Below are 12,936 nucleotides of genomic sequence, written 5' to 3' on the forward strand. Positions count from 1 at the left end.
AGCTAGGCTTTGGTCAAGCTGAATAAGCATTAAAAGCTCGCTATTTTCGTTATAAAATAAATCTTTTAAAATGTTATAGCTATTTTTGCTCTCCTTTTTCAAAGCATTTATCCAGCTATTATTCCCGCCTGCTTCCATATAAAGCACACAATCAAAGCTGCTAGATTCAGCGTTACATAATGGAATCTCACTGCCACTAGGATTAAAAATCTCCTTTTTTATCACATTAAAGCCGATAACTTGCGGGGTCACAACCTTTTCTACTTGCAAATATTTGCCATCGATGTTGCCCCCTTGATAAGTGATAGTAAAGCTATTTTTCATTCGCTCTATTGCATAATCATATCCACGTTCAGCCTCTGTTGCGTTTTTATCATTACCAAAGCCGCAATATTTATCATTTCCATTCACCTTACAATCAGCATATTTATCCGCTTGGCTTGGCTTTTCTATTTTAATCTCAGAATCGTTTGGACGCCCTAAAATAGAATCATTATTCATATTTTCACCTAAGGGCTTTTCTACTTTTCCGCCATTATTAGAATCTACTTCACTTTTTTCCATATCCCATGGGTTTTTAAGCCCGCCTTGCGTCCATTTGGTTTCTTGGCTTGTGTCGCCATTTACGTTACTTTGACAATTTACATTATCACAAGCTCCATTAGAATCTTTTTTGGTAGCGATACTAGCATTAGTTCCATTATGATTAAAAGTAGTAGTATAATCACCATAAGTATAAGTATAATTTATCGTTATATTACTTCCAGGCGATGCCTTTATTAGCTCATAACTTGCTTGTGTATTGCCATTTGGGCGACCTTCACCTTTTAATCGTAAGTAGTTTAGACTTCTAGCATCGGTAATATCAGCTTTAAACGCCCCTGTGCTACCCGGGCTAATATCTAGCGTGATAGAGCCATTTACTTGCAGTAAGCCATTTCTTGAGCCATTTATTTTGTCCGCAAAAGTGTTAAAATCAGATTGTATCCTAAACATTAAAGTTCCATAGTTATTTACCTTGCCATTTACCGCTACCGCACCACCTGCTCCTATATCTATCGTATTGTAGTTATTTAATCCACCATCGATATTATTTCCACTTTTTAAGCCACCTACTATTTCTAGCTTACCACCATCTACACCATTGCCTAAACACTGCCCTGTAGATTCTAAACATCTATTATCTACTAATATGATTCCATAATTATTTAAGAATCCTTTATCAATTTTTGTTTGTTCTATTAGTAGGTTTCCTGCGTTTGTCGCTGTTATATTATCACTTTTATAGTTATTTAGCTCACTCATATCTCTTATACCAGGAAGTAAAAGATAGTGTTTATTATCACTTGTAGTGATATATGTCCCACTTTGATTTTTATGATTTGTAGTAGTGATTGTATTTTCTGCCTTTGTTATAGAATCTTGAATCTGCCCTGCATTCATTCGTTTTAATGTATTAGAATCTACATCTACTTTTAAGTAATTATCAAAGTTTTGTGTAGTAGTATGTCCTGTTGTGCTATTTAAATCCACTTTCATAGACCCTGCAAATTTGCTAGAATTTTTTATATGTAAAGTTTCATTAATATTTAGTGCATTTGCTACCACACTTGTATTACCACCAAATAAGTCGCTACCAAAGCCTACTTGTGTCCTAGTAGATTCTAAGTTATTTATGATAGCATTGCCTAGCTTTACATCTGCTCCTTGTATTCGTATATCTTCTATGTTAATATCTCTTATAGATTCTGCGTTTAAATATGATGTAGCCCTAGCGTTTGCAAAGTTTATATTTAATATGCTATTGTTATTACAGCCATCATTACCAGCACAATCAAACCATAAAGGTGCTCTATCAGCCCCATTACTTGTGCCTATATTTAAACTAAGATTATTTATAAAGCTTTTACCTATGCTACCTTCAATCCGTGATATAGCCCCCTTAGAATCAGGGTCAGGGACAGCATCAGGATTACACCACCCAGCAGGTAGCCACGATGGGCAAAAAGAAGTAGTAGCATTCCCTTTCCAAATAGTTAAATTATTCATATGAAAATTATCACCATACATTGTAGAATTTCTCATATATAAATCATCTATATAAATATTTCCATCTACTTCATTTAAGTCTAAATAGCCGTTATTTAATGCAGTAGCAAGAGACATCGCTTCTATCTTACCAGCGTAAAAGTCTCCGCCATTAGTAGTCTTTACTTTGAATCTGTTATATGCGCCTATACCACTCTCATTAGAAGTGCCACCTGCTAAGTGTTTCATATAGACATTTCCACCATTTGAGCTAAGTTGTATTAATCCACGACAAGCATCAGTGATACAACCATCAGCATAATAGTTACCCTGCTCATCACGGCTAAAAAATGTAGCATTTTCTACTCTTATATCTTTTTTAGAATCTATTGTAATTTGAGAATGTGCGAAACCTATAATATTTTGCACATTTGCTTCTTCTTCACTCCTAAATGCAGCATAACTCTCAGGTGCTACAGCAAAGCCTATAAAGTCAGCTTGAGATAATCGCTCAATGCCTATATTTGTAACATTTAGCTTACCACTAGCAGTTACATCTAATACTTGTGAGAATCTACCATTAGCATCACCTATTGTTACATCATGCCCTTCAAGCAAGATTCTACCCACAGAGCCTTTTAAGCCATTTTCGGCAAAGTTTGTCTTACCTACATATAAATTCTTACCATTTTCAACTCTTATAAGAAATGGGCTACCACCAGTGCGATTTATATGATTTATACTATTTATATATGTGTCTGCATTAGTAAATAATCTAGCATTATATGCAACTGATACGATACCAAAATTATGATTATTTGTTAAATTGTTTATTTCTATTTTACCGCCAGCTTTTATGCCTAGCTCCACAGGAGTAGAAGTTCCATTTAGTTGATGTATTCTTACTACTTCTATTTTTACATTATTTTTAGTGGTTAAATTGTTAGAATCTGAAGCACCACCAAAAATAGTATTCCAACCACCAGCATTAGTTTCTCCTGTGCTACCAGGATTTGGCACACCGGGCAAGTGTATATAATCACCATCAGCCGTGCAACCATCTGTAGTAGGACTTGTTATGCAATTAACATCCCACGCACTAGCACTAGCAATGAATAAAAAAAATAAAAGTAACCTAAATTCAATAATTTTCTTAATATTAAAATCTATTTTAGATTCTATAACATTCCTAAAAATCTTAAACATATTTTCCCCCACATAAAGAAAGTAAAAAATTGTAATACAAAAAAAAAAAAAAAATGCAATATTAAATTTCAAAAAACTAAAATTTTTATGCAAAAATAATGCAAATATTTCATTTTGATAACTTAGATTCCATAAACAAGCCATTTTAAAGAATCTAGATTCTGTGTTTTTGGTTTGCTTTCAAAGTAAGGCTACGAAATACGTATCGTAAAATAGAGATGAGCTAGTTGAATTGCTAAATAAAGTTGGATTTGAATATATAAAAATCAATGAAAAGCAAAATGTTTTACAAAAAATATAGAATCTAAGAGACAGGATTCCAAAAATAGATTCTATAAGTCTTTGTGGCGTAGGGGCATAATCTAACTCACAAGGAGCTTACTATGAAAAGAAAGCACATTAAGAAAAGTTCCTTCAAAACGTTATATCTAAAATTTAGTATTTTTAGGTTAGACTTAGTATTTTGGCTAAGTAGATAGACTTAAAGCTACTTTCTCGCCCTATAAGTGGATTTTCTAAAAGCATATTCTTTTTACAAAATCATATAGAATCTAGGATTTTATGTTTGTGTTAAAAACTTAAATCTTGCATTACTAAATGCCCACTCACATTATTTAAAAATAGATTCTACATTCACTCAAAAAGTTGGGCGTGTGTGCCTAGCCGCGAGATATAAAGCGTATCATCTATAATCTTATAAATCACAAGCATATCTCCGCCGATATGAAACTCCCTATATCCCACATACTCGCCATGCAGGGCGTGCTCTAGGCTTTCAGGTGGCAAGGGCTGCTCTTTTGCTAGCAAACTTATATAATGTATTAGCTTTTCAAACTGCGAATCGGCAAGTTTTGTTTTACTAAAATCCTTAATAAAACTTTTCTCGCGCTTAATGTTCATTTGCTTCCCTTTTTTTCTTTTCCTCAAATTCTGCGATTAGCTGCTCTATTGTCACATCCTCGACATCGACATTGTTTTCGATATTTCGCATTGACTGCAAAGTCTCAGCATTTGGAATCTCATATCCACGCAGCGTAAAAGGTATGCTATTATCGCGTATCACAGCCTTTGCAAAGACATTAAAAGCCGAGCTAAGATTTAGCCCCATTGAATTAATAATCATCTCAAAAGCCTTTTTATCCTGCTTATTCATACGAAATGTTACATTTATCATATCACTTGACATAATTTTCTCCTTAATATTCAATATATTTAAGGTATTTTACCATAAAATATAGAATCTAGATTCTATAAATTACACAATTAGGTTAAAAAATATAGAATCTAGATTCTAAGATTCTATAGAATCTAAAACGCAAAAGTCGCAGTTGCAAACTTTTTTTAAATCTATTCCCAAAGAACCACCCTTTTTTTAAGATTAAAGAAAAGTTTGCAACTGCGACTTTTGCTAAAAATTCAAATAAATATAGAATCTAGGTTATCAAAGTGGGTAAGGTAGATTTATGATTTGTATTTAATGATTTTAAAAGAGTATTTGTATAATAAAAAAGCCCTGAAACCTTTTTAGATTCTATAGATTCTATAAAATCTTTGGGGCGTAGGGGCAAAATCCAACTCATAAGGAGTTTGTTATGAAAAAACATAACAACAAAAGCTCCAGAAAAGTATTATACATAAAATTTGTAATCTTTGGTTGCAAATTTAGTATTTTGCTAAGAAGGTAGCTTTCAAAAGGGGGTAGCCTTAAAGCTACTTCCCTGCCTTATAAGTGGATTTAAATTCTTAACTACTTAGATTCTATAATTTTTAGCTAAAATTTCAATTTTGTATCAAAAAGGTTGGTTAGGGCAAAATTAGATTTTATATTTTGCTTTGCAAATTCCCAAACGCCCACCCACCACCCTTTTAAAAGATAGAATCTAGATTCTAAAGGCGATGTGAATGGATATAAATGATTTTAAGGCAGATTCTAAAAAGCAGCAAAATAATATGAGTAATGATGACAAAATAGAAAATGACCTTTATCGTGAAAATCTTAAAATCGCTCCTGTGGTGCTGCGTATCGGGGCGTATTTTATCGATATGATTTTGGTTGTGCTGATTTTATCTTTTACTATTTCACAAGAGCAGCAAGATAAGGTCGCAAGGGCTTATGAGTCGCTATTAAATCTTAATAAGTTGGAATTAGATTCTAATAATTCACAGAATCTAACTACAACACGCAATCTAGATTCTAACCCAGATAACTCCAAGATTCTAAACGACATTAGAAAAGAAGCAAAAGAAGCAATTGATGTGGTTTTAATCTATCTTTTAGTTTGCGCCCTTTTAAATATTTTATATAATTTTATTTTCCTTTATTATTATGGTGCATCTTTAGGACAGATTATTGTTAAAATAAAGGTTGTGAATGTATATAATTTTGATAAGCCATCTTTGCATACTTGTATGAAGCGAAGCGTGCTAAAATATATCCTTGGCACAAGTTTATTAATAGGCTTTTTCCCAGCGTTTGTGGATAGATTCAATCGCACATTTTATGATAGGATGAGTAAGACTATTGTTATATCAAATTAGCGAGTTTAATGTGAGAATCTTATCAATCCTTTTTATCTTAGTCGTAACGCTAAATGCCGATGAGCAAAACTTTATCTTGCAGCAATCCCCTACAATCACAACGCAAGATTCCATGCAGCAAAAGCAAGATTCTATACAATATATAAATCCGCCAAAAGAGAGCCTAAGCGAAGAAGAAAAGCAAGAGCTAGAAAAAGGGAAAAAAAGCGGCATAGAAAAAAAGGATAATGATTTAACAAAGCTATTTGAATTACTAGGCAATAGTGTCGAGCATTATGATAACTATATGGTAGTAAGCGGCAATGCAATATTAAAAAATAAAGAAGCCTATATCTTAGCTGATGAAATAACTTATAATCCGGCGTTGAAACAAGCTAGACTTAAGGGCAATGTTAGAATCTACAAAGGCAATGAACTAAGCGTTTTTACAAATCAAGCCACAATCTATCTAAATATCAACTATGGAATAATCCGCCCCTTTTATATCCAAGATACAAAGACAGGTATTTGGACTACAGCAGAATCTGCTAGCCAGCAAAGAAATACTTATCGCTTTGCAGATTCTATGGTTAGCGGTTGCAGCTATGTTAGTCCAGCGTGGCGTATTAATGCAAGTAGCGGATATTATAAACAAGATTCTAAGACTTTAGCGTTATGGAATCCACGAATTTACGTAGGCGATATTCCTGTATTTTACTCACCATATTTGCAATTTTCTATGATAAATGAAAGGACAAGCGGACTACTTTACCCAACATTTGGCACAAGCGGCACAGATGGCTTTACATATATTCAGCCTTATTATTTAGCCTTGCAAAACTTTTGGGATATGACAATTTCTCCACAAGTGCGAACGAGTAAAGGCGTTGGGGCTAATTTTGAGTTTCGTGCAGTAGATTCTAGCAATGATAAATATTTAATGCATTTTAAATATTTCTACAATTTTGATTCATATATGAGTAATCTTAACGCGTTAAATCAGCACATTTATGGCTTTGATTTTAAACACTCAAAACGAAATGTGATACAAAAATATTTTGGAGCGAAAACTAAAATAGATAATGGAATGTATTTTGACGTAGCATATATGAATGATATTGACTATTTGCGTTTAGATGACGTGCGATATTTTCTAAATACTACGCATTATATTTCTCGCGCTAATTTTTACGCACAGACTAATAATCATTATGTAGGCTTAAGTTTAAGATATTATTTGAATCTATATGATGCGACAAATGCGACTACAATGCACAATGTCCCAAATTTTCAATATCACAAATATATGGGCAATCTTTTTATAAAAGAGCTACTTTACGCCTTTGACTATCAGCTAAAAAATGGTCTGCGAAAACAGGGCTATGGCTACGCTTTAAATGAGATAAATTTGCCTATTGGCTTTCAGCTGCCCTTTTTAAACAAATACTTTTCAATCGGGGCGTGGCTAAATGCAAACGCTGGTAGCATAATCGCTATGGATAATGATAACACTTTGGTATATAACACACCGACAAATCCTACTAGAATGGGTAATGAAGACTTTGGAAACTATGCTAATCTTAGTTATCGCCTGTCTTTGAATAGCGATATAGGACGGCGGTATAATAAGTTTTTTCACTCGCTGCAGTTTAATATGACGTTTAACTCGCCTTTTGATAGAGCCTTTTTCTCAAATGGCATTGTGCGACCACAAGTTATAGAATCTTTTGGCAACTTAAGCACAAGCGTGTTAGAGCGGATACAAAATGGCGCAGATATTTGGGACCCGACAATCTTTACTAACCTAGTGCGTGGTGCAAGACGTCTTGATATAAATATGTCAAATTATTTTTATAGCTCACGTGGGAATGAGCTATTTTACTGGCGATTAACGCAAAGCTTTAATTTTAGTGATTCACAAAGCCCATTAAAAATTCCTATGGAGAATAAAATCGGCACTTCGCCTATTGCAGGTTTGAATCTAAGTGCTAGTTTTTTTTACTCATGGTTTTATAATAATGTGACTGAACTTGCCTTTAGTGCGAGCTATATGAAAGATTCGTATGTCGCATCTATTTCATATTATTTAAAAAGGGATGATGCGTTGTGGAAATTTGACCCGGTTACTTTGGCATTTACAAGTGTAGATGCGACAAATTATCTAAATGCTGCGTTTAAGGGCGATTTAGGCTACTTTGGCATAGTAGGGGATATTAGCTATGATTTTAGGACAAATAATATTATTAATCTAGGCTTTGGAATCTATAAAGATATAAAGTGCTTTGGTATCGGTATAAAGGCTGGGAGCAACCGCACACCGATATTAGCGCAAGGCAGCACAATAAATGTAATTGATAATATCTATGTGCGAGCGGAATTTAAATTCGTCCCACTAACGACATTCAACTACACATACCGCCTCCGCCCAAGAATGGAGCAAAATTAATTAATAGATTCTATCATTTAGAATCTTTTCCAAAAAAATAAAGAAAAGTGCCGCAAAGAACGCAGCCGCACATCACGCAGCCTAAAAGCATAGTCGTGTTTGCATTTAGCGCTCCTACTAAAAAGCTAGTAAGCCCTGCTAAGCCAAATTGTGTAGCTCCAAGTAGGGCGGAAGCCGAACCGCTAACATCCTTGTAACGAGCCATTGCTAAAGTCGTAATATTTGGGAGCAAAAAGCCTAACATTGATAAGGTGCAAAGTAACATAAGTTCAAAAAATACGAACTTTACGCCTGCTTTGAAACTAAAAAAATCAATAAAGCTTAAATCCTTAGAATCTGCAACCACATTATTACTCAAAATGCCAACAAGTGCGAGAATCACGCTAAAAATACACATCAAAATAAACGCGACATTAATGATTTTCACGCAATCAATACTCTTTACAAGCCGCGCATTCACATTCGCACACACGATAAATCCGCACGCATTCATCGCAAAAATTAACGCGTAACCCTCGCTACTAAGATGAAAAATGTTGATAAAAACAAAGCTAGAGCCCGTGATATACGCAAACATCGCCGCCATCGCAAGTGCGCCAGAAATGATATAAATCATAAAAGTTTTGTCTTTTAAGATTCTAAGATAGGTCGCAAAGGCGTTAAAATGGGGCTTCGTAGTAGGGTGGTGAGTGGGCGATAGGATATTAGATTCTATAGAATCTTGTGCGTGGTGAATTTGGCTAGAATCTTTAGAATCTAATTTGTTAAGATTACGTTTAGATTCTATAGAATCTTTAGAATCTTTAGTGAAATTTTTAGAATCTGGCAAATAAAACATCACAAGAAAAAAAAGAACAACTCCCAAAATAAAGAGTGTAGCAAAAATGCTATGCCATGAAAAAAACTTTAGCAAAATCGAGCCAAAAGAGGGCGATAACATCGGCGCTAACGAAGAAACAACCATCATAAGCGCAAAAACGCCCACAGCATCCTTTACCTCAAACCTATCATTCACAATAGCCCTAGCAATCACCACGCCAGAGTAGCCGCCGAGTGCCTCAAAAAACCGAAGCGCAATAAACAAATGTATCGAATCCACCAGCACGCAGCCAACACTTGAGAGAATAAACAACGCCAAGCCCACATACAAGGGCTTTTTACGCCCAAAAATGTCACTCAATGGACCATAAAGCAGCTGCCCAAAAGCAAAGGCTGTGAAGAAACTTGCAAGGCTTAGCTGGGCGTAAAAGTCATCGACTGCAAAGCTTTTAGCGACATTTGGGAGTGCGGGCAGATACATATCAGTGGATAGCGGGGCGATGGCGGATAGAAATGCCAAAATAAAAATTAGGCGAAATTTTGCAAAGCCTTTTATAGAATCTACTTTAGAATCTTTTATAGAATCTTGCACGTGAATTTTAGAATCTAAAGCTCTAGATTCCATAACTTTAGCATTTTTAGAATCTTGTGAGTGAATTTTAGAATCCATTTTATTATAAATATTAGAACTTTTTGAATTAGATTCTGTATTTCCTAAAATATTATTATTTTTAGAATTTTCCACCTTAACTCCTTATAAAATTTATAATAAACTATTCAACTAAACCTTTTGATTTTTCATAAAAATCACACATTAAAAAGAACTGCTCATCTTGGCTTAAATTTGCGCCATTATAATCTAGATTTAATTTCAAAATGAACTTTTTATCCTGTTTTGTTAGCTTTTTTGAAACTTCACAGCCATCTTTACTAAAGCTTAAAAATAGCTTAATAACATCATCGCCCATACTCATATCACTCTCATTTAGCCGCGAAAAATTCCACCACACATTCGCAAACTCGCATACAGCCGCACTCACACGTTTTTTTTCACAAGTGCTTTTAAACACCCACTCCACATTTTTATCATATTTTGCCTGCGACCTTTTCTCACTTGCAAATATAGAATCCATTAGCGTATTTAACGCAATAGTTTTTTTCTTTTCAATATCGGCAATATCACTTTTTATATCATCGCAAGACACCTTAAAATAGCCTCTAAGTGTGCTAACATCGACATTTGGAAGCAATGCTCTCTCCTGCCCTGTGTAAATATCATTAAACACGAAATTTTGCTGCATAATATATTGCAAATTTTTATCACTCAAAGCATCAAAACGCTCACACGCGCTAGTTAGTAAGCTTACAAAAAAAGGATTTTTAAGTCTATTTTTTGTGAAATTAGGGTTGTCGCGAGTAAAGCCCGTGCTATCCATATAAATAGAATCTAGATTCAATCCGCTATACATCGTGCGGATAAAGTCGCAAATTTCAATATCCAAGTTATGATTTTCGCAACTTTCTCTATCTAAAAATTCACTTGCATTTGTAGTTTTGACTTTAGATTCTATAATTTTAGATTCTAAATCACCCATAACTAAAAAGCTAAAAAGTATCAAAATTAATAACTTTTTTAACATTTTCCACATTCCCTTAAAAAGCCCTTAAATATTTCAAAACATACATTTTAATCTAAAATATTTAAGATTTATAAAGTTTTTAAGCTACAATTTAGCCTTTAAAATTAACACAAGGACAAAATCTTGCGAAATAAAAAAACTGCCACAAATGATAAAAGCTTAGAATCTAATCTTAAAAAGCTTTTTAAAGTGGAAGTTGTAAAGTTTCATTATGGCAGTGGCGACCCTTATTTACAAATCGCAGATAAGAAAATTACGAATTTGGATTTTAAAAATATTATAGAAATGATGCGAAAAAATAGGGAAAATATTAATTTAAAAAGGTGATTAAAATATTTTAAAATATATTTAATATTAATTTATAATTAATTTTACATATATGTAAAATATTTTATAAATATTTAAAAAAAATATGTTATAATAATGTTTAGATTCTAAAATAAAGGAAAAATATGGCAACTTTAATGGAAAAAGATGTATTGTTAGAATATGTAGCAAGTAAAATTGCTAAAGCAAATATAAATAATCAATTAGAAATTATGGAATCTTTAAAAGATATTAGAGAATTTTTATACAAAACTAATTGTAAAGATATTGATTATAAAGATTCTATCGCAAAGATTAAGCAAATTTCTTTAGAAAGTGCAAACTTATGCTAAATAGTGAAATTATAGAGAAAATTTGGCATGATGTTTATAAAAATCAAACACCACAAGATAATCCACAAGGTTTCGTGCTAGGCGGACAACCTGGTGCTGGTAAATCTAGCTTAATAGAAAAAATCAAAAATCAACTGCAGGACAATGTAATAGTGATAAATGGCGATGATTATAGACGCTATCATCCACAATATGCAGAGTTGCAAGAAAAATATGGGAAAGACTCTGTAAATAAAACCGCAGACTTTGCTGCTAAAATGACAGAATCTATTTTGCAAAAAGCTATAAATGGCAGATTTAATATCGTAATTGAAGGCACTTTTAGGACGAGTGAGACACCCATTAAAACCTTAAAACTTTTTAAAGATAATGGCTATAAAACGCATATACTAATACAAACTTGCAATAAATCTATAAGCTCTACGTCTTGCAATGAGAGATATGAAAAAATGCGTAATATAATGCCAAATGAAGCTCGCTATACACCGAAAGATAAACACGATATTGTGTGTGAGAATCTTGCCAAAAATATAAATGAAGTTTATTTAAGTGGCTTTACTGATAGTCTTAAAATCTTTATTCGCAACGACATCGCTGGACTTAAAATAGAAAAATTCTTTGATTCTACTTTAGATTCTAATTTAGATATTGAAAAATTAGAAAAAATTATTAATGATAAAATAATTTAAAATATTCCTAATAGGAATATCAATATTCCTTGATTTTTTAAAATTATTATATTATAATTCTTTAAATTTAATTATAAGGAAAATATTTATGAATGAAAATTTAAATGTAAATTTTAATACAATTCTTGTAATTGTATTAAAAGAATTACGCCTAGAACGCAATATACATCAGGCAACTTTAGCCGATATTTGCAACAAGCAAGCAAGTGCTTGGAATAAAATAGAGAATGGCAAAAGCCCACTTGTATTAGAAACATTATATCGTGTTTGCAATTATGCTTTTCATGTTCAGCCTTCCATAATATTAGCAACAGCCGAAAGATTTGCTAATATATTTGCTCAACATAACTATGCAATTCTTTATAATGAAAGCGAAAGTGAAGATATAGTTTTAAAATATGCAAATCAATATTATAAAATGAAATCGCAGCAAAACTTTATGCAATCTTATGCTCCATTTGTTTCAATTTTAAATATGCCTTGTTACGAGCAAAATGGTCGCATGGTGATAGGCGACGTGTTTCAGTATTGTCTTAATGAGATATATAAAGATGAAAATCATCTAAAAATAAATCAGCAACTAAATTACAACAAAGGAGTTTAGATGAATGAGTATATTGAAAAATTTTTAGCACTACATCTTATCCGTATATGGATTACAAATAATGCTTTTACGCCAAATGATATAAAAGAATGGAAAGATACTATAGAAGATAAAATCAACTATTATGGCAACAAAGTTGCGGAAAAATGTGAAATTCAACAAGAAAATATACTTGTCTCTATTTATCCAAAAGTTATCGCTAGAACAAAAGACAAAACTTATGTTTTTACTACCGATAATGGACGATTGGAAGCGGAAAGAATCTTGCAATTTAGCATAGAACAACTAAAAAATTATTAGAAAGAGAGCGATTGCAGAAGCATATAAA

12 protein-coding genes and 1 pseudogene are annotated in these 12,936 nt (G+C 32.9%); 7 read left to right on the forward strand and 6 right to left on the reverse strand.

The features are described 5' to 3' along the window. The 4 genes and pseudogenes from LS64_RS00005 to LS64_RS12210 form a co-directional block, all read right to left on the reverse strand. Window positions 1-3,234 (reverse strand): annotated as a pseudogene (locus LS64_RS00005) (hypothetical protein); the annotation flags it as partial. Between the two features lie 633 nt (window positions 3,235-3,867). Continuing rightward, entirely contained in the window at window positions 3,868-4,134 is a 267-nt protein-coding gene (locus LS64_RS00010) for a type II toxin-antitoxin system YafQ family toxin (RefSeq protein ID WP_034570082.1), read from the reverse strand. Continuing rightward, window positions 4,124-4,420, reverse strand: coding sequence for a type II toxin-antitoxin system RelB/DinJ family antitoxin (locus LS64_RS00015; RefSeq protein WP_052062332.1), 297 nt, complete (start codon window positions 4,418-4,420; stop codon window positions 4,124-4,126). Before LS64_RS00015 ends, LS64_RS00010 begins: the two co-directional genes overlap by 11 nt. A gap of 247 nt (window positions 4,421-4,667) precedes the next feature. Next, window positions 4,668-4,814, reverse strand: a complete 147-nt coding sequence (locus tag LS64_RS12210) for a hypothetical protein (RefSeq protein ID WP_160659262.1) — start codon at window positions 4,812-4,814, stop codon at window positions 4,668-4,670. Window positions 4,815-5,136: 322 nt separating this feature from the next. Between LS64_RS12210 and LS64_RS00020 the strand changes: the two genes are divergently transcribed. Then, the gene (locus tag LS64_RS00020; RefSeq protein WP_237416213.1) at window positions 5,137-5,772 is read left to right on the forward strand and encodes an RDD family protein; all 636 of its coding nucleotides are present in this window, start codon (window positions 5,137-5,139) and stop codon (window positions 5,770-5,772) included. Further along, window positions 5,756-8,197, forward strand: a complete 2,442-nt coding sequence (locus tag LS64_RS00025; protein ID WP_034570079.1) for an LPS-assembly protein LptD — start codon at window positions 5,756-5,758, stop codon at window positions 8,195-8,197. Before LS64_RS00020 ends, LS64_RS00025 begins: the two co-directional genes overlap by 17 nt. 13 nt (window positions 8,198-8,210) lie before the next feature. Here the strand turns inward: LS64_RS00025 and LS64_RS00030 are convergent, their stop codons facing one another. Both LS64_RS00030 and LS64_RS00035 read right to left on the reverse strand, forming a co-directional pair. Continuing rightward, window positions 8,211-9,641 carry a multidrug effflux MFS transporter gene (locus LS64_RS00030; RefSeq protein WP_081948257.1) on the reverse strand — a complete coding sequence of 477 codons (1,431 nt, stop codon included), beginning with the start codon at window positions 9,639-9,641 and terminating at the stop codon, window positions 8,211-8,213. Window positions 9,642-9,789: 148 nt separating this feature from the next. Next, a complete protein-coding gene (locus LS64_RS00035; RefSeq protein WP_034570077.1) occupies window positions 9,790-10,656 on the reverse strand; it encodes a hypothetical protein in 867 nt (288 codons plus the stop codon). 123 nt (window positions 10,657-10,779) lie between these two features. Between LS64_RS00035 and LS64_RS00040 the strand changes: the two genes are divergently transcribed. The 5 genes from LS64_RS00040 (at window position 10,780) to LS64_RS00060 (ending at window position 12,908) form a co-directional block, all read left to right on the forward strand. Next, window positions 10,780-10,983 (forward strand): hypothetical protein, encoded by a 204-nt coding sequence (locus LS64_RS00040; RefSeq protein ID WP_118949043.1) that lies wholly within the window; start codon window positions 10,780-10,782, stop codon window positions 10,981-10,983. Between the two features lie 125 nt (window positions 10,984-11,108). Continuing rightward, window positions 11,109-11,315, forward strand: a complete 207-nt coding sequence (locus LS64_RS00045) for a hypothetical protein (protein ID WP_034570063.1) — start codon at window positions 11,109-11,111, stop codon at window positions 11,313-11,315. Next, on the forward strand, window positions 11,309-12,004 hold the full coding sequence (locus LS64_RS00050; protein ID WP_052062331.1) for a zeta toxin family protein: 696 nt from the start codon (window positions 11,309-11,311) through the stop codon (window positions 12,002-12,004). The genes LS64_RS00045 and LS64_RS00050 overlap by 7 nt, the downstream gene beginning before the upstream one ends. 88 nt (window positions 12,005-12,092) lie before the next feature. Then, complete coding sequence (locus LS64_RS00055; RefSeq protein WP_052062330.1) at window positions 12,093-12,608, forward strand: helix-turn-helix domain-containing protein; 516 nt, start codon at window positions 12,093-12,095, stop codon at window positions 12,606-12,608. Next, window positions 12,609-12,908: a hypothetical protein gene (locus LS64_RS00060; protein ID WP_034570059.1), complete on the forward strand. Its 300-nt coding sequence runs from the start codon at window positions 12,609-12,611 to the stop codon at window positions 12,906-12,908. The last annotated feature ends 28 nt before the right edge of the window (window positions 12,909-12,936 follow it).

The sequence above is a fragment of the Helicobacter saguini genome (assembly GCF_000762875.2).
Taxonomy (GTDB): Bacteria; Campylobacterota; Campylobacteria; order Campylobacterales; family Helicobacteraceae; genus Helicobacter_A; species Helicobacter_A saguini.